This window comes from Stenotrophomonas sp. AN71, from assembly GCF_050435725.1.
Taxonomy (GTDB): Bacteria; Pseudomonadota; Gammaproteobacteria; order Xanthomonadales; family Xanthomonadaceae; genus Stenotrophomonas.
Genome location: NZ_JBNDKU010000006.1, coordinates 86591 through 106213, shown reverse-complemented (window position 1 = coordinate 106213; position 19623 = coordinate 86591). Strand labels below are relative to the sequence as shown.

Annotated in this window: 18 protein-coding genes; 8 read left to right on the top strand and 10 right to left on the bottom strand. The window is 67.6% G+C overall.

Features of this window, described 5'->3' with window-relative positions; genetic code table 11:
- Positions 1-50: 50 nt before the first annotated feature.
- The 5 genes from ABH900_RS11510 to ABH900_RS11490 all read right to left on the bottom strand — a co-directional run bounded on the left by ABH900_RS11510 (position 51) and on the right by ABH900_RS11490 (position 5224).
- Complete coding sequence (locus tag ABH900_RS11510) at positions 51-1655, bottom strand: glucan biosynthesis protein (protein WP_429622976.1); 1605 nt, start codon at positions 1653-1655, stop codon at positions 51-53.
- Between the two features lie 106 nt (positions 1656-1761).
- A complete protein-coding gene (gene mutM / locus ABH900_RS11505) occupies positions 1762-2574 on the bottom strand; it encodes a bifunctional DNA-formamidopyrimidine glycosylase/DNA-(apurinic or apyrimidinic site) lyase (RefSeq protein ID WP_429622975.1) in 813 nt (270 codons plus the stop codon).
- A 77-nt stretch (positions 2575-2651) separates the two neighbouring features.
- Positions 2652-3494, bottom strand: coding sequence for a hypothetical protein (locus tag ABH900_RS11500; protein WP_429622974.1), 843 nt, complete (start codon positions 3492-3494; stop codon positions 2652-2654).
- Between the two features lie 198 nt (positions 3495-3692).
- Positions 3693-4025, bottom strand: a complete 333-nt coding sequence (locus tag ABH900_RS11495) for an EF-hand domain-containing protein (RefSeq protein WP_429622973.1) — start codon at positions 4023-4025, stop codon at positions 3693-3695.
- The gene (locus tag ABH900_RS11490) at positions 4022-5224 is read right to left on the bottom strand and encodes a DesA family fatty acid desaturase (RefSeq protein ID WP_429622972.1); all 1203 of its coding nucleotides are present in this window, start codon (positions 5222-5224) and stop codon (positions 4022-4024) included. The genes ABH900_RS11495 and ABH900_RS11490 overlap by 4 nt, the downstream gene beginning before the upstream one ends.
- Before the next feature lie 190 nt (positions 5225-5414).
- Here ABH900_RS11490 and ABH900_RS11485 point away from each other — a divergent pair, with 190 nt between their 5' ends.
- The gene (locus ABH900_RS11485) at positions 5415-6200 is read left to right on the top strand and encodes an ABC transporter ATP-binding protein (protein ID WP_429623132.1); all 786 of its coding nucleotides are present in this window, start codon (positions 5415-5417) and stop codon (positions 6198-6200) included.
- Positions 6201-6248: 48 nt separating this feature from the next.
- Here the strand turns inward: ABH900_RS11485 and ABH900_RS11480 are convergent, their stop codons facing one another.
- Both ABH900_RS11480 and ABH900_RS11475 read right to left on the bottom strand, forming a co-directional pair.
- Positions 6249-7451: a DUF4785 domain-containing protein gene (locus tag ABH900_RS11480; RefSeq protein WP_429622971.1), complete on the bottom strand. Its 1203-nt coding sequence runs from the start codon at positions 7449-7451 to the stop codon at positions 6249-6251.
- Between the two features lie 11 nt (positions 7452-7462).
- Positions 7463-8341, bottom strand: a complete 879-nt coding sequence (locus ABH900_RS11475; RefSeq protein ID WP_429622970.1) for a hypothetical protein — start codon at positions 8339-8341, stop codon at positions 7463-7465.
- A gap of 262 nt (positions 8342-8603) precedes the next feature.
- Here ABH900_RS11475 and ABH900_RS11470 point away from each other — a divergent pair, with 262 nt between their 5' ends.
- Positions 8604-9443, top strand: a complete 840-nt coding sequence (locus tag ABH900_RS11470) for an acid phosphatase (RefSeq protein WP_429622969.1) — start codon at positions 8604-8606, stop codon at positions 9441-9443.
- Positions 9444-9614: 171 nt separating this feature from the next.
- Here the strand turns inward: ABH900_RS11470 and ABH900_RS11465 are convergent, their stop codons facing one another.
- Positions 9615-11885, bottom strand: a complete 2271-nt coding sequence (locus ABH900_RS11465; RefSeq protein ID WP_429622968.1) for a TonB-dependent receptor — start codon at positions 11883-11885, stop codon at positions 9615-9617.
- 159 nt (positions 11886-12044) lie between these two features.
- Here ABH900_RS11465 and ABH900_RS11460 point away from each other — a divergent pair, with 159 nt between their 5' ends.
- Together ABH900_RS11460 and ABH900_RS11455 are read left to right on the top strand one after the other, a co-directional pair.
- The gene (locus ABH900_RS11460) at positions 12045-13058 is read left to right on the top strand and encodes a TIGR00266 family protein (protein ID WP_429622967.1); all 1014 of its coding nucleotides are present in this window, start codon (positions 12045-12047) and stop codon (positions 13056-13058) included.
- 140 nt (positions 13059-13198) lie between these two features.
- Positions 13199-14191: a patatin-like phospholipase family protein gene (locus ABH900_RS11455; RefSeq protein ID WP_429622966.1), complete on the top strand. Its 993-nt coding sequence runs from the start codon at positions 13199-13201 to the stop codon at positions 14189-14191.
- A 26-nt stretch (positions 14192-14217) separates the two neighbouring features.
- On the opposite strand, the gene ABH900_RS11450 is transcribed toward ABH900_RS11455, so the two are convergent.
- Positions 14218-14703 carry an Lrp/AsnC family transcriptional regulator gene (locus tag ABH900_RS11450; RefSeq protein ID WP_429622965.1) on the bottom strand — a complete coding sequence of 162 codons (486 nt, stop codon included), beginning with the start codon at positions 14701-14703 and terminating at the stop codon, positions 14218-14220.
- A gap of 125 nt (positions 14704-14828) precedes the next feature.
- Between ABH900_RS11450 and phhA the strand changes: the two genes are divergently transcribed.
- Positions 14829-15722 carry a phenylalanine 4-monooxygenase gene (gene phhA, locus ABH900_RS11445; RefSeq protein ID WP_429622964.1) on the top strand — a complete coding sequence of 298 codons (894 nt, stop codon included), beginning with the start codon at positions 14829-14831 and terminating at the stop codon, positions 15720-15722.
- Positions 15723-15828: 106 nt separating this feature from the next.
- Here the strand turns inward: phhA and ABH900_RS11440 are convergent, their stop codons facing one another.
- The gene (locus tag ABH900_RS11440) at positions 15829-16884 is read right to left on the bottom strand and encodes a LacI family DNA-binding transcriptional regulator (protein WP_429622963.1); all 1056 of its coding nucleotides are present in this window, start codon (positions 16882-16884) and stop codon (positions 15829-15831) included.
- Between the two features lie 236 nt (positions 16885-17120).
- On the opposite strand from ABH900_RS11440, the gene ABH900_RS11435 reads away from it, so the two are divergent.
- The 3 genes from ABH900_RS11435 (at position 17121) to adhP (ending at position 19589) form a co-directional block, all read left to right on the top strand.
- On the top strand, positions 17121-17711 hold the full coding sequence (locus ABH900_RS11435; RefSeq protein WP_429622962.1) for a cysteine dioxygenase: 591 nt from the start codon (positions 17121-17123) through the stop codon (positions 17709-17711).
- A gap of 115 nt (positions 17712-17826) precedes the next feature.
- Positions 17827-18465, top strand: coding sequence for a bifunctional 4-hydroxy-2-oxoglutarate aldolase/2-dehydro-3-deoxy-phosphogluconate aldolase (eda, locus tag ABH900_RS11430; protein WP_429622961.1), 639 nt, complete (start codon positions 17827-17829; stop codon positions 18463-18465).
- 95 nt (positions 18466-18560) lie between these two features.
- On the top strand, positions 18561-19589 hold the full coding sequence (gene adhP, locus ABH900_RS11425; RefSeq protein ID WP_429622960.1) for an alcohol dehydrogenase AdhP: 1029 nt from the start codon (positions 18561-18563) through the stop codon (positions 19587-19589).
- Positions 19590-19623: the final 34 nt, after the last annotated feature.

Here is a 19623-nt window from a genome sequence, read left to right as displayed (position 1 = left end):
GCTCTGGCTTCGGCAGGTGCAGGGCGCAGCCCTGCAAACCCACACTCCCCTCAGTACAGCGTGCGCTCCGGCGCGCCGGCCGGCGGCGGGGTGTACTGGTACAGCCAGGTCTCGGTGAGAGTCTTGCCGCCACTGCGCAGGAACAGGCGGATGTCGATCTGCTCGGTGCTGCCTTCCGGCGGCACCAGGTCGAACATCGCGCGGTACCCGTTGATCTCGCGCAGCGGACGCGCCGACACGATCTCGACCCGGCCACGGCTGGCTTCCACCACCGCCTCGACCTCGGCCTTGTCGATCAGCCTGGCCAGCTCGCCACCTTCGAAGTCCACCGCGAAGCGCCAGCTGAAATACTCGCGCTTCTTGCCGACCACACCGCCCAGACCGGTGCGGCTGGCCACGCAGTGCGCCAGCGGCGGCCGTGCCGGCGGCTCGGCCCCCCAGAACAGGCGGTAGCCAATCAGCAGTTCCTGGCCCGGCTGCGGCTTGTCCTTCGGGTTCCAGAACGCGACGATGTTGTCGAAGGTCTCGTCCACGGTGGGGATTTCCACCAGCTGCACCGAACCTTCGCCCCACTCACCCTTCGGCTCCACCCACAGGCACGGACGCTTCTCGTAGAACACGCCGTCGTCCTGGTAGTGATCGAAGTCGCGATCACGCTGCAGCAGACCGAAACCGCGCGGATTGCGGTCCACGAACATGTTGAAACGCAGGTTGCGCGGGTTCAGCAGCGGCCGCCAGATCCACTCGCCGGCGCCGGTCCACAACGACAGGCCGTCGGTATCGTGGATCTCCGGGCGCCAGTCCCAGCCCATGCGGCGATCGTTCTCGCCCACCTGGTACATGCTGGTGCACGGCGCGATGCCCAGCCGCTCGATCGCCTTGCGCGGGTACAGCGCGCTGTCGATGTCCATCAGCAGCACATCACCATTGGTGATGGCGAAGCGGTAGGCGCCGGCCACGCTGGGCGAGTCCAGCAGGCCGTAGACCACGATCGTCTCCGAATCGGCCGACGGCTGTTCCAGGTAGTAGGCGATGAAGTCCGGGAATTCCTCCGGCTTGCCCATCCCGGTGTCGATCGCCAGGCCACGTGCGGACTGGCCGTACTGGCCTTCCTTGCCGACCGCGCGGAAGTAGCTGGCGCCGAGGAACGCCGCGAAATCGCGGTCGGTGTCCTTGCGGGTGTTCAGACGGAAACCGGCGAAGCCCAGATCGGCCGGCAGCTCGCCGTCCTTGATGCCGCTCTTGCCGTAATTGAACGCCGCACCGTCATAGGCCAGCTCCTGCGCCTTGCCGTCGACCACATCGAACATGCGAACCGGCGAATGGAAGTACAGGCCCAGGTGGAAGAACTTGGCCTGGAACTTGCCCGGCTGGTCGGCCCACAGCGCGTGGTCCTGGCGGTAGCCGATCGACTGGTACTGGTCCCAGTCCAGTCCCTCCAGGCGGCCCGGCAGCACCCGCTTGTGGCTCTTGTAGGGCGCCTGCGCCAGCGCGCGCGCCTGGCCCTTCAGGGTGGCGAAGTCGAACGGCTGCGGCTGGCCGAGGCGGCGCAGGCCCATCTGGCCGCTCTTGCTGGCCGCGCATGCGGGCAGGGACGGCAGGCCGAATGCAGCCAGGGCGAGGGAGGCATTGCGGATGAAGTCGCGTCGTTGCATGCAGGCGCGTCAGGCACAGGGAGGAAGGTCGGCCATGATAGGCAGACAAACGTTAACGGGCAGAGGAGACGCCCCCTGCCCGTTCAGCTGCCGCTGGCCGCCGGCATCAACGCTGGCAGTGGCTGCACCAGACACTGGCGCGCTGGCCGATGGTGGCGTGCTTCAACGCGCGGCCGCAGTTCGGGCACGGTAGGCCATCACGGCCGTAGACCAGCAGCTCCTGCTCGAAGTAGCCCGGCGCGCCGTCGGGGCTGATGAAATCGCGCAGGGTGGTGCCGCCACGGGTGATGGCGTAGCCCAGGATCTCCTTCACCGCATCGGCCAGCCGCTGGTAGCGCTCGCGCGAGATCTTTCCTGCCTCGCGCAGCGGACTGATGCCGGCCTTGAACAGGCTTTCGGCGGCGTAGATGTTGCCCACACCCACCACCACTGCCTGATCCATCAGGAAGGTCTTCACCGGCGCGCTGCGGCCACGGCTGCGGGCAAACAGGTAGTCGCCGTCGAATGCATCGTCCAGCGGTTCCGGGCCCAGCCCCTGCAGCAGCGGGTGGATCTCGCCCGCCGGCTGCCAGAGCAGGCTGCCAAAGCGGCGCGGATCGTTGAAACGCAGCAGGCGGCCATTGTCCAGGCTGATGTCCACGTGGTCATGTGCACGCAGCGGGGTATCCCCGGGCAACACGCGCAGGCTGCCGGACATGCCCAGGTGCAGCACCGCGCTGCCGACGGCGGTATCCAGCAGCAGGTACTTGGCACGCCGGCGGATGTCCTCGATGCGCTGCCCCGGCAACAGCTCGGCCACTTCCGGCGGAATCGGCCAGCGCAGGTCGGCGCGGCGCAGGATCACGCCATGCACGCGGCGGCCCTGCAGATGCGGCGCCAGGCCGCGACGGGTGGTTTCGACTTCGGGCAGTTCAGGCATGCAGGGATTCTATCCCTGCATCGCCTCCGGCATCTGGCCCTCGACGCCGGGGAATGAACCCCGGCATCGGCGATGCATCAGGCGCCCTGGCCGTCGCGCGCTGCGTCCGCCTTGACCGGTGCCGCGGCAGCGGATCGATCCGGGAACAGCGACGGCAGCGTCTCCACGAACCGGGCCAGGCACTGGTCGCTGTAGCGTTCGGCGGTCTGCCTGACCAACGCGTAGTCGTCGGCCTGCCAGGCTTCCAGCGTCGCGGCCACCGGCTCGTCAACCTGGCACTGCACGCCTTCACCCCCCACCAGGCGCAGCAGCTTGCGGGTATAGGGGAAGCCGACGTGCTGGGTCTGGCGCAGCTCGTACTGGGTATCGGCATCGCCCAGTTCCTTGTAGATCAGGGTGAAGCCATCGGCGGTGATCTGGACCGGACGTGCCTCTGCAGGCACAGCGCCCGGGTGCGCAGTGAAGTACTCGGCCAGGCGCAGCCGCACCTGGTCCTGCAGGTAACCGAAGGCCGGGTTCGGAACGGTCTCCACCCGGGTTCCCTTCAGCTGGTCCTTCTTGAACGAACTACCGCCGAGCGTGCCGGAAAACAGCGACACCGCAACCTGCGCGGCCACCAGCTTGCCGGTGGCGGAACGTTGCACCAGGCGCAGCATCTTGTCGCCGACCGGCTGGCCATCTGCCCCCACCTGGAGCTTCACGCTCAACGGCACCCGGCCCTCCCAGGCAGGCACCACGGGCGTCGTGACGGCGGCAGTGTCTTCCACCGCGGTAGCGGCTGCGGCATCAACCGCTGGCACGTCTGCAGCAGTCGCGCTGTCGGGCGGGATCGGCGGGGCCGGCTCATGGGCCAGCACAGGCGCAGCGATGGCGAAGCTGCCGAGCAGCGCGGCCGCCAGCAGCGGATGGTTCGATTTCATGGGGGATCCTTGGAAAGTGTCGGGCCAGTGCAGGCGATTCCCTTCGGCATCGATCATCGCAATGGCACTGCAATCCCTTCCATGTCCTTCCCCTCCCGCGATCCATCGCGGTCGACATGCCAGCTCGCCTTACCCGTGCGCATCGACCGGTGTCCCGGGATCGCGTCGAACCCACCATCGGCAGCGCGCACGGAATCTTTAGCGCGGCGGCGCGGCCAGCTCCCGTGCATCCAGGAAGCCATCGCCGTTGGCATCCTGCTTGTGGAAACGTTGCACGATCACCTGACGCTGCTGCTCGCGGCTGATCGCCCGGCCCTTGCCACCAGGCAGCTCATCGGCCGTCAGCACGCCATCACCATTGCGGTCCATGCGGTCGAAGGCATACAGCATCCACTGCACGTACTCGGCCTCGCTGACCTTGCCGTCGCCATCGCTGTCCATCCGCTGCAGATAGCTGGCGGTGTCGGTGACCTGGGCCAGCGCCGCGCCAGGCAGCAGCGCCGCCAGCAGAAGCCCGTACCCTGCCCTCACGCGCCCACCAGGCTGTAGCCCTTCAACCGCGCGGCATAGGCCTGCAACGCCGCGATACCGCTTTCCTCGGCCTCGCGGCACCAGGCCTGCAGCTGGTGCAGGCGCTCGGCCGCATCATGGCCGCGCGCTTCCAGCAGCACCGCCAGCCGCCCACGGTATTCAACCAGGGTGCGGATGCGCGGTCGCTGCGCTACCCATTCGCTGAGCTGGGCGCGGCTGTCCGGCTTCAGCCACCGGCCATCGTTGACCAGGCCGCGGCGCAGGCGGCGCGGCAGCAGGCGGCGCAGCTTGGCTCCGGCCTGCACGGCTTCTTCGCGCAGCGCCGGCATGAACACGTTGCGCTGATAGTCGGTCATGGCCTGGAACCGGTGTGACAGCAGCGCCTTCAGGGTTTCGGCATCGGGCACGGCGATGTTCGGGCGCACGTCCATGGCGGGCGCCACCCGCAGCACCTTCGCCAGGCGCAGCGCCTGCAGCAGGCGGATCGCACTCCAGCCGATGTCGAATTCCCAGCGGCGCATCGCAAAGCGCGCCGAACTAGGGAAGGCATGATGGTTGTTGTGCAGCTCCTCGCCACCGATCCAGACCCCCCACGGCGTGAGGTTGGTGGAGGTATCGGCCGACTCATAGTTCCGGTAACCCCACCAGTGGCCCAATCCGTTGACCACGCCGGCCGCCCAGAACGGGATCCATGCCATCTGGATCGCCCACAGGGCCACGCCGGGCAGGCCGAACAGAATACTGTTGATCACCAGCAGCAGCACCGGACCCCACGTGGCGTGCGGGGTATACAGGTGGCGCTCGATCGCATCATCCGGCGTGCCACGCCCGTACTGCTCGATGTCCGCACGCAGGCCACGTGCTTCGCGGTACAGCTCCACGCCCCGCCAGAACACCGTGCCGATGCCGCGCGTGACCGGGCTGTGCGGGTCGTCCTCGGTCTCCACCTTGGCGTGGTGCTTGCGGTGGATGGCCACCCACTCGCGGGTGATCATCGACGTGGTCAACCACAGCCAGAAGCGGAACACGTGTGCCAGCGCCGGGTGGAAATCGACTCCGCGATGGGCCTGGCTGCGGTGCAGGTAGAGGGTCACCGAGAAGATGGTGATCTGGGTGAAGACCAGCAGCACCCCCAGCATGGCCCACCACCCCAGGCCGAGGGCTCCACCGGTCAACAGGGACATCAGGGCATCGGACATGGCGGCTCTCCGGATCGATGCGGGGATGGCAGACATGATGGGCGCTTGCGTTGCAAACTGCATCCCTGCGGCGATGTATCGCATCGCCATCCGTGGCACCGTTCACAGTTGGGGACCCGAGTTGTCGAGCCTTGATCCGCGCGCCTGCGCCATCACCCCTGTCGTGCCGCCCGCTGCGGAGACGCCCCCGCTGATCGAACTGGACCGGGCCACGGTGGTGCGGGGCCAGGTGAAGGTGCTGCACGGGCTCAGCCTGCGCATCGCGCAGGGCCAGCACACCGCCCTGCTCGGCCCCAACGGCTGTGGCAAGTCGACGTTCATCAAGCTGATCACCCGCGAGCTGTACCCGCTGGCACAGGGCGACGGCTCGGTGGCGGTGAAGGTGCTGGGCCAGAACCGCTGGCAGGTGGACCGGCTGCGCTCGCAGCTGGGCATCGTGACCGGCGACCTCAGCAGCAACCTGGCCGACATGCCCGGACTGACCGTGGAACAGGCGGTGCTGTCCGGATTCTTCGCCAGCTACGTGGTGCCGGCCTTCCGCGAAGTGACCGCCGACATGCGCGCGCGCGTTGGCGAAACGCTGGCGATGACCGGCGCCGTGTCCCTGCGCGAACGCGCTTACGCCGAGCTGTCCGCCGGCGAGACCCGCCGCGTGCTGATCGCCCGCGCGCTGGTCAACCGGCCGCAGGCACTGCTGCTGGACGAACCCTCCACCGGGCTGGACCTGGTCGCCCGCGAGCAGCTGGTGGCGACCATGCGGGTGCTGGCGCAGCAGGGCATCACCCTGGTGCTGGTGACCCACCACATCGAAGAGATCATTCCCGAGATCGAGCGCGTGGTGCTGCTGCGCGACGGCCGTGTACTGGCCGACGGCACCCGCGACGAACTGCTGCGCAACGAACCGTTGTCGGCGGTGTTCGGCGGCGCGATCACCGTCTGCGAGCAGGAAGGCCGCCTGACCGCGTACGCGGGGTGAAGCGCGGCGGGGTGCAGCGGGCCGGAACCCGGCCCGCTGCACCATTGCTCAGAATCGCAACGCCAGCGCGCGCGATTCGATCGGTGCCATCCGGCTCTGGTCCTGCAGCTGCAGGTCGCGCAGCTCGTATGGCGCACCAAACCCAGCCGGCAACGCTGCCTGGTCGAACGGCAGTACCAGCTGCCCCGCGCCCGGTCCGTCGAACCATGCTGCCGCATGGGCCTGCGCCACCGGCTTCAGCTGGCCATCGTGACCGGTGGCATACAACGTGCCACGCGCCTCATAGCGGCCGGCCGCCGCCACCTGCAGCGGCAGCGCTACCAGGCGGCTGGCCGGGTCCGGCGCCGCCTGGCCACTGAAGCGGGCGGTCGGCCGCGCCACCGCGAAGGCCACCTTGCCATCGCGCAGCACGCCATCGGCCTGGGCGAACACCTGCAGCTCCCACAACCCCTGCACGGTGCCGGCATCGGCCGGGATGCGTACCTGCGCGCGCAGGCTGCCGTCGGTGGTACGCAGCAGGCGCTGCGGCCAGCTGCGGCCATCCGGCGCAACCAGCAGGGCTTCGCCGCCGAGGCTGCCGCGACGCGACGCCAACTGCGCGGTCGTCGCACCGTCCTCCAGCAGGCGCGCCTGCAGCTGCAGGTTGCCGCCGGTCAGGACCTGCGCCTGGCTGGCCTGTACCTCCAGCCGCAGCGGGCTGTTCGGCTCCAGCACCTGCACCACGTAACGGCCCTGCGCCTGCGTGCTCTGCAGCCTGTACGCACCCGCCGCACTGGTCGCACCGGTGCGCAGCATGCTGCTGCCATCGCGTACCGGCATGCCGGCCTCCTGCAGCGCGCGGGCATCGACACTACGCGCCACGCTGCTGCGGCCGGCCGGGTCGCGCACCTGCAGGGTATCGGCCGGCAGCACGCGGGCGCCTTCGGCTGGGCTCAGCTGGATCACCGCATCAGCGGCCGTCAGCGGCAGGTCCAGGCCACGTTGCAGCTGCGCGCCATCGACCTGTTGCCAGTAGCTGCGGCTGACCGAGGCATACGGCGTGGCTGCCTGCAGCGGTTGCGCAGGGTCCAGGGTCCAGGCGAAAGACAACGGCGCGTGTTCGCTTTCATCGACGGGCAACGGCGCGGCGACCAGGGCAGCGGGCACCTGGTCGCCTGCACTGGCGGTACGCAGCGGCTGTGCGGCCTGCGCCGCGGACAGGGTCAACACCGCCAGCACGGCGCTGGCCAGCAGGGTGGAATGGATCGTCATGGTCGTCTCCCTCACTGGGTCAGGTCGTTGCGCAGCAGGGTGCCAAGGCCGAAGCACTCGCGGCGGCTCTGGTTGTGGCTGAGCGGCTCGGCTCCCTGGGTACGCTGCTTGTCGGTGAACCAGGTGGTGCCGGCAGCCTTCTGGCTGCTGCACTCCAGGAAGCCATCGGAGCAGGACGACAGCCAGTTCTGGGTGAACTCCAGGCCGACATTTGCGGCGTAGCCACCGCAGTAGCTGTTGCTGTCCCACACCGCCGACTCGACATCACTGCCAACCACCGCGCGGAACGGTTTGGGCAGCGCCGGGCGGCCGGCGGTGCCGTACAGGTTCTGCGCGTTGTAGGTCGCCATGCTCGCCACCTGCTGTTGGCGCACCGCGTCGTTCTTGTAGCCCAGCAGCCAGCCCAGCGAGGTTTCAAAGGTATTGCCGTTGAGCACCGCGTCGGCCAGCGGCGTTCCCGCCGAGGACGGCGCCAGCGCGGTGACCTTGCGCACGGTGCGGATGATCTTCGGATAGCGGCTGTCGTAGGTCGGGTTGGACAGGATCCAGCGCATCACGTTGCCGCCGTTGGAATGGGTGATCACCACCAGCTGGGTAATGCCACGGCTGTCGATGAAGCCCGTCAACTGGTTGGCCAGGCAGCCGGCCGCTTCCGGCTTCCACATGTACTGGGTGAAGTCGCAGTTGATCACCACGTAGTTGCTGCTGTTCGGCAGGCCCTGGCGCACGGTGTCGATGATCGCCGGTTGCCAGTAGTCCTGGGTGGCATTGGTCTGCGCGCCGGTGCCATGCACGAAGGCCACGCCGACCACGTCGGCGGCCTGCGCCGGGGCGGTTGCCAGCCCGAGGAGCAGGGCCAGGACGGTACTTCCTGTTGCGGTGCTGCGCATCGCTTCTCTCCCTCTGTCAGCGGATCCCCCCGACCCGGCTGGAACTGGACGGCCCCTGGTGCTTGCCGTTGTGCCGATGCTCACGGCGCGGCCGCGTGAAAGTCCGTGCGCTGCGCCCGGATTCAGGAGACTGACGACACTCAATGACGTTTTTCGTACTGCTCCGATGACCATGCCGGGTCTGGCCGTATGACCGATGGCCACTGCGGTGTCGCATATGGGCTGCGATCATGACGCGATGTTTTTCTTCCGGAGCCCGTCCATGTCGCTGATTTCCCACCCCGCCCGCCCCCTGCTCGGCCTCGCCGTTGCCGTGGCCCTGGCCGGCTGTGCTGCCACCGCCACCAAGCCGACCGCCGTCGAAGCCAACATCACCACCAAGGCGGTGGGTTATCTGGACAAGAGCGCGGTACCGGCCAGCCTGGACCTGGTGCCGGCACCACCGGTCGCCGGTTCGGCCGCCCTCGCGCTGGACGAACAGGTCAGCCGTGAGGCCCGCGCACTGCGGGGCAGCCCGCGCTTCGCCCAGGCCGGTGTCGATGCGGAGCTTGGCTTCCCGGAAGGCGCCAACCACTTCTCCTGCGCCGTCGACATCGACGTCGACGCGGTGAAGACGCCAGCACTGTACCGCCTGCTGGAGCGCAGCCGGATCGACGCCAGTGCCGCCACCAAGGCTGCCAAGAACCACTACCAGCGCCCCCGCCCGTTCATGGTCAACGGCGAGCCAACCTGCGCGCCGAAGGATGAAGAGGGCCTGCGCAAGAACGGTTCCTACCCGTCCGGCCACACCTCGATCGGCTGGGCCTGGGCGCTGATCCTGTCAGAGATCGCACCGGACCGCGCCGATGCCATCCAGGCCCGTGGCCGCAACTACGGTGAGAGCCGCCTGGTGTGCAACGTGCACTGGCAGAGCGACATCCTGGAGGGTCGCTTCATGGGTGCCGCCGCCGTGGCCCGCCTGCACGACAACGCGGCGTTCAACAAGGACCTGCTGGCCGCGCGCAAGGAAATCGCCGCCGCACGCAAGGCCGGCCTGCACTCCAGCCACGACTGCGCCACCGAGAATGCAGTGCTGAAGGTGCGCCCGCAGAGCGCGCTGTAAGCGGTGGTCCGGGGTCAGAGCCATTCCCTTCGGAAAGGGATCTGACCCCAGCGCGGAATGCCGGTGCCATCGGGGTCGGATCCCTTTCCGCAGGAAAGGGCTCTGACCCCATACAGCAGAAGGGCCGGCATTGCGCCGGCCCTTCTTCATTGCATCAATGCGGCAAGCGCATCAGAACTTCGCGGTGAACTCCACGCCCCAGGTACGCGGCTCGTTGAGGAAGCCGGTCAGGTTGTTGAAGTCGATCGCACCGACCACGCGGGTCTGGTTGGTCAGGTTGCGACCGAACACGGCCACGTCGTACTGACCGTAATCCCAGTTGTAGCCCAGGCGCAGGCCGCCTTCCAGCGAACTACGGCCGCGGAACTCCGGCGATTCGTAGATGAAGAAGTTCACCGCACTGCGGTAGGCCCAATCGGTGTAGGCGTACAGCTCGCTGCCATCACTGAGCGGGAAGCCGACGCGCAGGGTCGCGTTGTGGATCCACTTCGGTGCCTGCGGCAACGGGTTGCCGTTGACCAGCGCGTAGGTCTGGCCGTTGATCACCGTGGTCGGGTCGGTGATGGTGCAGCCACCGCCGCAGATCGCCACCGCCAGGTTCTTGTCCTTGATCTCGGTGTCGTTGTAGCTGCTGCCGAAGGTCAGCAGCACGTTGTCGGCCAGGTAGGCTTCCAGGTCCAGTTCGACGCCCTGGCCGATGGTCTTGTCGGCATTGAGCAGGGTGGCGGTGTTGTTGGTGCCGCCCACCGCGATCAGCTGCTGGCCATCGACGTTGTAGCGAAACACGCTCAGGCCCAGGCGCGCGCGGCGCTCGAACAGGTCGGCCTTGATGCCGGCTTCGTACGAGATGACCTTCTCCGAGTTGGCCTGCGACAGGCCCGGGGCGAAGGCCAGACGGCCCTGGATCGACGGCGCACGGAAGCCCTTGGCGACGCGGGCGTAGGCGTTGATGTCGTCGGTCAGCTTGTACACACCGCTGAGATCCCAGCTGACGTCGTTGACGTCGGTGTTGGCCAGGTACGGGCCGCTGACCGGGGTGCCGAACGGAACGGCCTGCAGCACGCTGGCGCTGAAGTCCTTCTTGTCCTGGGTGTAGCGCACGCCAGCGCGCAGCTTGAAGCGGTCGGTGACGTCGAAGTCACCCGAGGCGAACACCGCCCACGCCTTGTTGCGCTGGTTCTGCACCACGTGGCCGGTCTGCGGATTGCCCGGCGTCAGCGAGTCGTAGTTGAAGTTGTTGATGGTCACGTCTTCATCGAAATAGAAGACGCCGGCCTGCCAGTCGAAGCGGCCCCACTCGTTGGACTCGATGCGGAATTCCTGCGTCCACTGGCGGTGGTGCGGCAGGCCATCGGCCGACTCCGACGAGAACGGGATGAAGCCCGGGCCATAGTTGCCGGCACCGAGGAAGGCCGCACCGTAGCCACCGTCGATGTCACCGCGGTTGAGCGATTCGGCGGTCTCGTAGCCGGTGATCGAGTGCAGGGTCACCGAGCCGAGGTTCCACTGCAGGCGCGCGCTGCCGCCCCAGGTCTTCAGGTCGGAGAAGTTGACGCCGTCGTTGGCCACCTTGTCGCGATCGAAGTTCTCGACCAGCGAATTGCCACCCTTCTGGATGATGTTGGCGCGGAACAGGCGTGCGGTGCCGTTGAGCTTGCGCTTGTGCAGGTTGAACAACGCTTCGAAGTCATCGCCTTCGTACAGGAACTGCACGCGGCCGGCGGCTTCGTCATAGCCTTCGAAGCCGCTGTTGGGCGCGCCGACACGGGTGTTGTCGACCCAGTCGTCGCGGCGCTGGTAGATCGCCGACACACGCGCCGACCAGCGGTCGGTCAGTGGGCCGCCGTAGGCGCCCTGCACGTTCCAGCTGTTGTAGGTGCCATAGCCCACGCGGATGTAGCCATCGGCATCCTGCGACGGACGCGCCGAATCGAACTTGACCACGCCGGCCGGGGTATTGCGACCGAACAGCGTGCCCTGCGGGCCGCGCAGCACTTCCACGTTGGCCAGGTCGAACAGCGGGAAGCCCTTCAACAGCGGGCTTTCCTGCACCACATCGTCGTACACCAGCGACACCGGCTGCGAGGCATTGAGATCGAAGTCGGTGTTGCCCAGGCCGCGGATGTAGAAGCGCGGGAAGGCACGCCCGTAGGACGATTCGATGTTGAGGCTGGGCACACGGGCGGCCAGGAAGCGGATGTCATCGCCGGCCGAGCCGAGCACATCCAGCTTCTCGCCCTGGATCGCGCTGAGCGCGACCGGTACATCCTTGGCGTTCTCGACGCGGCGCTGTGCGGTGACCTGCAGGGCATCGAGGGCAACCGGATCCTTGGCAGCGGGGGTTTCCTGGGCGGCTGCTACCAGCGGCAGCAGGGCGGAAAGAGCGGCAACGAGGGGGCGCGCGACCGGAGATCGGCCACGGGAAGTACGGGTCGGGGACATGGCGGTAGGCTGTGTTTGGAGGGGTGGTAAAACGGCGCTACCAGATAATTGTTGCAATACAGCACCTGCCTCGCAAATGCCGGCCGTTCATGGCCCCGTCGCGATCGCCCCGGCCTGCTCGCTAGACTCGGGGTTTTCCACCGCGACGGACCTGCCGCCATGACCCAGTGGTATTTCCACACCTCCGCCCAGGCCGAGCGTGTCGGCCCACTCGATGACGAGGCCGCGCGCCGCTTTGCGCAGGCCAACCGGCGCGCGCTGGCCTGGTGCCAGGGCATGAACGGGTGGACGCCGATTGCCGAGGTGTCCGAACTGCAGTCACCGGCACCCGGCATGCCGAACATCCCGCCGCCGGTTCCGGCCACCCCCGGTGGCCGTGCCGACGACATCGAGTTCCGCATCGTCGGCCATGAAATGCAGTTCGTGGAGATCGAGCTCGACCCCGGCGAAAGCGCGGTGGCCGAAGCAGGTGCGCTGATGTTCAAGGACGCGACGGTGCAGATGGACACGGTGTTCGGCAGCGGCGCCGCCAGCAGCGGCGGCCTGATGGACAAGATGATGGCCGCCGGCCGGCGTGTGCTGACCGGCGAGAGCCTGTTCGCCACCGTCTACACCCAGACCGGCCACGGCAAGGGCAAGGTCGCCTTCGCCGCGCCCTACCCCGGTACCGTGCTGGCGATGCGGCTGGACCAGCATGGCGGCCGCCTGATCTGCCAGAAGGACAGCTTCCTGGCCGGCGCGCGCGGCGTGCAGATCGGCGTGCAGTTCCAGCGCAGGATCATGACCGGCCTGTTCGGCGGCGAGGGTTTCATCATGCAGAAGCTGGAAGGTGACGGCTGGGTGTTCATCCACGCCGGCGGCTGCGTGATCGAGCGCGAGCTGGCCGCCGGTGAGCGCCTGGATGTGGATACCGGCTGCGTGGTGGCCTACCACCCGAGCGTGGAGATGGACGTGCGCCGGGTCAGCGGCATCAAGAGCATGCTGTTCGGCGGCGAAGGCGTGTTCCTGGCCACGCTGACCGGACCGGGCAAGGTCTGGCTGCAGTCGCTGCCCTTCTCGCGCCTGGCCGGCCGCATGTGGATGGCCGCACCGCAGGGTGGCGGCCAGAGCCGTGGCGAAGGCTCGGTACTGGGTAGCCTGGGTCGGACGCTGGGCGGCGACAACCGGTTCTGAGCGCCGCTGCGCTCGCCGGGCATGGCCCGGCGCTACCCGTGGTGTTCCATGAATAGGGAATTCCCCCACCCTGCCCGGCCCGCCACGGCTTCGGTATGCTGGCGCCCTTTCCCGATTCCGGCGCCGCGAGCGCACTGCCGATGAGCCTGTTCCGCCCCCGCATGCTGCTGACCGTCGCCTTGATCGGCCTGCTGGCCGGTTGTGGTGGCGACCCGGTCCGCCCCGCGCCACCGCCGTCGGCGACGGTGGTGCCGCAGGCCAAGCCGATCAGGATCGGCATCGCCCTGGGTGGCGGCGCAGCCAAGGGCTTTGCCCACATCGGCGTGATCAAGATGCTGGAAGCCAATGGCTTCGAGCCGGCCGTGGTCTCCGGCACCAGCGCCGGCAGCGTGGTCGGTGCGCTGTATGCCAGTGGCATGGACGCGTTCCAGATGCAGAGCAAGGCGGTGGCGCTGGACGAAGCCAGCATCCGCGACGTGCGCCTGTTCTCCGGCGGCCTGGTGCAGGGCCAGAAGCTGCAGGACTACGTCAACGAGCAGGTCGCCAACCGCCCCGCCGAGCGCCTGAAGAAGCCATTCGCCGCCGTGGCCACCCAGCTGGAAACCGGCGAGCGCGCGATCTTCGTGCGCGGCAACGTCGGCCAGGCCGTGCGCGCGTCGAGCAGCATCCCCGGCGTGTTCGAGCCGGTGAAGATCGGCGGCCGCAACTATATCGATGGCGGCGTGGTCAGCCCGGTGCCGGTGGATGCCGCGCGTCAGCTTGGTGCCGACTTCGTGATCGCCGTGGATATCTCCAGCAAGGCCAGCGGCAAGGCGCCGACCGGCATGCTCGGCATCGTCAACCAGTCCATCTCGATCATGGGCCAGCGCCTGGGCGAGCAGGAACTGGCGCGCGCCGACATCGTCATCCGCCCGAAGGTGCTGGACATCGGCGCCGCCGATTTCAGCCAGCGAGGCACGGCAATCCTGGAAGGCGAGAAGGCGGCAATGGCAGCAATGCCGCAGATCCGCGCGAAGATCCAGCAGCTGCAACGCGCACGCGCCGCCGCAGCGGCACCGGCCCCGGTGGCCGCACCGAAGTGCGAGGAAGCCTCGCGCCTTGGCAAGCTGATGGGCCGCAAGCACAAGTGCTGATGTCCTGACGCCTGCCCGGTGGTCGCTCAGGATTCCAGCTGCGACAGCGGCAACGCCTGGAATCCCTTCACCGTGCGCAGCACGAAGCTGGAATTGGCATCGGCTACGCCACCGGCGTTGAGCAGCCGGTCCAGCAGGAAGCGCGAGAAGTGCTCCAGGTCGCGCACGTAGACATGCAGCAGGTAGTCCATGTCGCCAGTCAGCGCATGGCAGGCCACCACCTCATCCCAGCCTTGCACGCTGTCCACGAAATGGCCGATGGCGGCCTGGTCGTGCTTCTCCAGCTGCACGCGCACGAAGGCCTGCAGGCCCAGCCGCAGCTGTCGGGGTTCCAGCCGTGCGCCGTAGCCGACGATCACGCCTTCGCTTTCCAGCCGCTGCAGGCGGCGCAGGCAGGCCGAGGGCGAAAGGTTCACCCGCGTTGCCAGCTCGGCGTTGGTGGCGCGCCCGTCCCGCTGGATTTCAGCCAGCAGACGTATATCCGTGCGATCGAACTGGACTTCTCCGGCCATTGTTGCCCCGCAACATGGTGAGTACGCAAGGATATTGCGCCAACAAGGTCAATCGACGCAACTTTTGCAACCCTGTTGCGCGCACCCTGTCCTAGCATCGTGGGTATCCCTTCAAGGAGTGTCCCATGGATCTCGCCCAGCCCCGCCGCGTCGAACATCAGCAGACCGACAAGGGCTATGTGCCGGTGTACACCACCGCGCTCGTCGAGCAGCCGTGGGACACCTATAGCGCCGACGACCACGCCACCTGGAGCACGCTGTACCAGCGCCAGCGCGAGTTGCTGGTCGGCCGCGCCTGCCAGGAATTCCTGGATGCGCAGGACGAGATGGGCATGAGCGCGCACATGATTCCGCGCTTCGACCAGCTCAACGAGGTGCTGGGTGCTGCGACCGGCTGGACCCTGGTGGGTGTGGAAGGCCTGCTGCCGGAACTGGATTTCTTCGACCACCTGGCCAACCGCCGTTTCCCGGTGACCTGGTGGATCCGTCGTCCGGACCAGATCGACTACATCGCCGAGCCGGATCTGTTCCACGACCTGTTCGGCCACGTGCCGCTGCTGATGAACCCGGTGTTCGCCGATTACATGGAGGCCTACGGCCGTGGTGGCGTCAAAGCCCACGCGATCGGCCCGGACGCGCTGCAGAACCTGACCCGCCTGTACTGGTACACGGTGGAGTTCGGCCTGATCAATACGCCGGACGGCCTGCGCATCTACGGTGCAGGCATCGTGTCGTCGAAGGGCGAATCGCTGTACTCATTGGAATCGGCCGCGCCCAACCGCATCGGCTTCGACCTGCAACGGATCATGCGCACGCGCTACCGCATCGACACCTTCCAGAAGACCTACTTCGTCATCGACAGCTTCGAGCAGCTGATGCAGGCGACGTCGCCGGACTTCACCCCGATCTATGCCGCGCTGGCCGACCAGGCGCACCTGCCGGCCGGTGAGGTGCAGGGCGACGACCGCGTGTTCCAGCAGGGCAGCGGCGAAGGTTGGGCCGACGGCGGCGACGTGTAAGCACGCCGCGCCATCGGCTTCGCAATGAAAACGGCGCACAGGGGTGCGCCGTTTTCGTTCATGCCATCCGTGCAACGCACCTGCGGCGCAGGCGAGGGCAGGGCACTCAGCCGTCCACTGCCCGGCAGGAACCACGCACCATCAGCTGTGGATGCACGCTGGCAGCCGTCGGCGCATCCGGCACATCGGTCTGCACCAGCATCGCCGCGGCCGCACGGCCGATATCGCTGACGTGGCGCCGCACCGAGGTCAGCGGCGGCCACAACCGCGAGGCCAGTGGGCTGTCGTCGTAGCTGACGATCGACAACTGTTGCGGCACCGCGATGCCCGCACGCAGTGCCACCTGGTACACGCCTGCCGCCATCTCGTCGTTGCCGGCGAAGATCGCACTGGGCCGGCCTTCGCCCAGCAGCAGGCGTTCGGCCGCGTGCACGCCCGACTCGAAGGTATCGCCGGCTTCCAGTACACGCTCGCCGGGCAGCGTCAGCCCCCCCTGGGCCAACCGGTCCAGGAAGCCGTGGATGCGCTCGCGGGCCACACGCCGCTCGCCCGGACCGCCGATCACCGCGATGTCGCGGTGGCCAAGCGAGAGCAGGTAGCCCGCCGCCGCCGCGGCACCGTCGCGATCATGGGTGACCACCGCCGGTGCCTGGTCCTCCGCCGCATGCGCGGTGATGCGGACATGGCGGCAGTCGATCTCGTCGAGCATCCGTGCCAACGCAACCGATTCGGAAGCGCGCGGGCCGAGGATCACACCGTGCAGCTTCTGCTGCTGCACGAAGCGTCGCACGCCGTTCGCGCAGTCCGGATCCTGGCTGTCGCACGGGTGCACCACCAGCTCGTAGCCGGTACCACGCAACGCTTCCAGCGCGCCCTGCTGCAGGTCGACGATGCACTGGGCGCCGGGGTCGTCATACACCAGGCCGATCAGGAAGGAGCGGCGGAACGCCAGTCCGCGCGCCAGTGGGTCGGGCACATAACCGACCTCGCGCATCAACGCCTCGACCTTGTCGCGGGTGTCTTTGCGCACCAGCGGCGAGTTGTTGATGATTCTTGAAACCGTTTTCTTGGAAACTCCCGACAGTCGTGCGATGTCGTTGATCGTGGCAGCCTTGCCCTTCGATGCCGGCAACGCGGCATCGCTAATAATTCGCACTGACATGTATAGAACCAGGTAAGTCGGAAAATTCTAGCCTTGCGCTCGTCCGGCGCGAAGTTGCGGAATGTCGCAGTGAAGACAGGTAGCGTCGTGTTCGACTCGCTCCACGGCGCAAGGTTCCATTGTGATCGCTCTACTGCATTCGCATCTGAACCGTTTTTCACGCGGGCTTGCCATGAATGCGGGCGCGACACGCGAACACCAACATTCCCTTAACCACGCTCGTCTACAGTCGAGGCATGGACCTGCAGACTTCTCCGTTTCCGGCGTTCCGTGGCCGCGACCGTCTTATCGCTGCCGTCGATGCGGCGATGACCTGCGGTGATGCCGAGCGCATCACCGCCCGTCTGCAGCTCGCGCTGCAGGACGCCATTGCTGACAGCCGCATCGAGTTGCCCGATTGCGTGCATCGTCCGGTCAGTGATCACTACGCGCGACGTCCGCTGTACCACAGCCGCGAACACGGCTACAGCGTGATTGCCATGAGCTGGGGCCCGGGGCAGGGCACGCCGCTGCACGACCACGATGCCATGTGGTGTGTGGAGGGCGTGTGGTTAGGGGAGCTGGAGATCACCCGTTACGAACTGCTGGAGCGCACCGGCGAACGCTGGCGCTTCCGTCGCCACGCCGCGCTGCGTGGCGGCTGCGGCAGTGCCGGCAGCCTGATTCCACCGCACGAGTACCACACCCTGCGCAACGCCAGTGACGAGGCGCTGGCGATCTCGGTGCACGTCTATGAGGCGCCGATGGAGCGCTCTGCGGTGTTCGATCCGGTCGGCGCCGACTGGTACCAGCGCCGCATCCAGGCGCTGCAGGCCGATCCGGCCTGACTCCGCGCAGGGCAGGGCAGCGCCAGCACCTTCGCGGTGTGCGTGGCATCATGCGCCGCTGCGCTGCCGGGCCCGGCAGCCATCCGCGATGCCCTGGCGGGCAAGGAGCAAGACGATGTCCAGCGCTGATCCGCGCCTGCGCGCGCTGTTGAAGCTGGCACCGGTGATTCCGGTGTACACCCCCGAAGATGTGAATGAAGCGGTCGAAGTGGCCCAGGCGCTGTTCCGTGGCGGCCTGCCGGTGATCGAAGTGACCCTGCGCACGCCGCAGGCGCTGGAGGCGATCAAGGCCATGGTCGAGGCCGTGCCTGATGCGGTGATCGGCGCCGGCACCGTGCTCAACGCCGCGCAGATGCAGGCGGCAAAGCAGGCTGGCGCGCGTTTCGCCGTGTCGCCTGGTGCCACGCCGGCGCTGTATGCGGCCGCACGCGATGCCGACCTGCCATACCTGCCCGGTGCCGCCACTGCCTCGGACCTGATCCTGGGACTGGAACATGGCCGGGACACCTTCAAGTTCTTCCCGGCGGTCCAGGCCGGTGGCGCGGCACTGCTCGCGGCCTGGCAGGGTCCGTTCGCCGATGTGCGCTTCTGCCCGACCGGTGGCATCAGCGCGCAGACCGCGCCGCAGTTCCTGCATCTGCCCAACGTGCTGTGCGTGGGTGGCTCGTGGCTGACCACCCCGGCGCTGCTGCAGACCCGCGACTGGGACGCCATCGAACGCCTGGCCCGTGAAGCCGCCGTACTGGCCAGCTGAATCCCGGCGTCGATACTCCATAGTTTGATCGTGATCAAAGCGCCGGCCTCGAGCCGGCGTCATTCTGTGGGCAAGCGCACTACGGAGATCCGAGCATGCATTCCACCATGAAGGCCGCCGTCGTACGTGAGTTCGGCAAGCCACTGGTCATCGAGGAAGTCCTGGTACCGCGCCCGGGGGCGGGCGAGGTACTGGTCAAGATCGAGGCCTGTGGCGTCTGCCATACCGACCTGCACGCCGCCGAGGGCGACTGGCCGGTGAAACCGAACCCGCCGTTCATCCCCGGCCACGAGGGCGTGGGGCACGTCGTGGCCGTGGGAGGCGGGGTAGGGCACGTCAAGGAAGGCGACAGGGTCGGCATCCCCTGGTTGTACTCGGCGTGTGGCCATTGCGAACACTGCCTGGGTGGCTGGGAAACGCTGTGCGAGACACAGCGCAACACCGGCTACTCGGTCAACGGCGGCTTCGCCGAGTACGCACTGGCCGATGCCAACTATGTCGGCCTGCTTCCGAAGGACGTGGGCTTCATCGAGATCGCGCCGGTGCTGTGCGCCGGCGTGACCGTCTACAAGGGCCTGAAGGTCACCGACACCAAGCCCGGCGACTGGGTCGCAATCTCCGGCATCGGCGGCCTGGGCCACATGGCCGTGCAGTATGCCCGCGCGATGGGCCTGAATGTGGCTGCAGTGGACGTGGACGACAGCAAGCTGGCATTGGCCCGGCAGCTGGGGGCGCAGGTCACCGTGAACGCGCGCACCACCGATCCGGCCGCGTACCTGAAGAAAGAGATTGGCGGTGCGCACGGCGCGCTGGTCACGGCGGTGTCGCCGAAGGCGTTCGAACAGGCACTGGGCATGGTCCGTCGCGGCGGCACGGTGTCGCTCAACGGCCTGCCGCCGGGCAACTTCCCGCTGGATATCTTCGGCATGGTGCTCAACGGCATCACCGTGCGTGGCTCGATCGTCGGTACCCGTCTGGACCTGCAGGAGTCGCTGCAGTTCGCCGCCGAAGGCAAGGTCGCGGCCACGGTCAGCACCGATCGCCTGGAAAACATCAATGACGTGTTCGCGCGGATGCACGCGGGCAGCATCGAAGGCCGCGTGGTGCTCGACTTCGCCGCCTGACCGCCTGTGCATGGCCGCCGTCGTTCCGTACCCC

What these genes read in the sequence shown, in the direction of transcription:
- ABH900_RS11460 (WP_429622967.1), top strand. Translation starts at nt 12,045, where the DNA reads ATGACCCAGTGGTATTTCCACACCTCCGCCCAGGCCGAGCGTGTCGGC.
- ABH900_RS11475 (WP_429622970.1), bottom strand. Translation starts at nt 8,341, where the DNA reads ATGCGCAGCACCGCAACAGGAAGTACCGTCCTGGCCCTGCTCCTCGGG.
- phhA (WP_429622964.1), top strand. Translation starts at nt 14,829, where the DNA reads ATGGATCTCGCCCAGCCCCGCCGCGTCGAACATCAGCAGACCGACAAG.
- eda (WP_429622961.1), top strand. Translation starts at nt 17,827, where the DNA reads ATGTCCAGCGCTGATCCGCGCCTGCGCGCGCTGTTGAAGCTGGCACCG.
- ABH900_RS11440 (WP_429622963.1), bottom strand. Translation starts at nt 16,884, where the DNA reads ATGTCAGTGCGAATTATTAGCGATGCCGCGTTGCCGGCATCGAAGGGC.
- ABH900_RS11480 (WP_429622971.1), bottom strand. Translation starts at nt 7,451, where the DNA reads ATGACGATCCATTCCACCCTGCTGGCCAGCGCCGTGCTGGCGGTGTTG.
- ABH900_RS11455 (WP_429622966.1), top strand. Translation starts at nt 13,199, where the DNA reads ATGAGCCTGTTCCGCCCCCGCATGCTGCTGACCGTCGCCTTGATCGGC.
- mutM (WP_429622975.1), bottom strand. Translation starts at nt 2,574, where the DNA reads ATGCCTGAACTGCCCGAAGTCGAAACCACCCGTCGCGGCCTGGCGCCG.
- ABH900_RS11510 (WP_429622976.1), bottom strand. Translation starts at nt 1,655, where the DNA reads ATGCAACGACGCGACTTCATCCGCAATGCCTCCCTCGCCCTGGCTGCA.
- ABH900_RS11435 (WP_429622962.1), top strand. Translation starts at nt 17,121, where the DNA reads ATGGACCTGCAGACTTCTCCGTTTCCGGCGTTCCGTGGCCGCGACCGT.
- ABH900_RS11470 (WP_429622969.1), top strand. Translation starts at nt 8,604, where the DNA reads ATGTCGCTGATTTCCCACCCCGCCCGCCCCCTGCTCGGCCTCGCCGTT.
- ABH900_RS11500 (WP_429622974.1), bottom strand. Translation starts at nt 3,494, where the DNA reads ATGAAATCGAACCATCCGCTGCTGGCGGCCGCGCTGCTCGGCAGCTTC.
- ABH900_RS11490 (WP_429622972.1), bottom strand. Translation starts at nt 5,224, where the DNA reads ATGTCCGATGCCCTGATGTCCCTGTTGACCGGTGGAGCCCTCGGCCTG.
- adhP (WP_429622960.1), top strand. Translation starts at nt 18,561, where the DNA reads ATGCATTCCACCATGAAGGCCGCCGTCGTACGTGAGTTCGGCAAGCCA.
- ABH900_RS11465 (WP_429622968.1), bottom strand. Translation starts at nt 11,885, where the DNA reads ATGTCCCCGACCCGTACTTCCCGTGGCCGATCTCCGGTCGCGCGCCCC.
- ABH900_RS11450 (WP_429622965.1), bottom strand. Translation starts at nt 14,703, where the DNA reads ATGGCCGGAGAAGTCCAGTTCGATCGCACGGATATACGTCTGCTGGCT.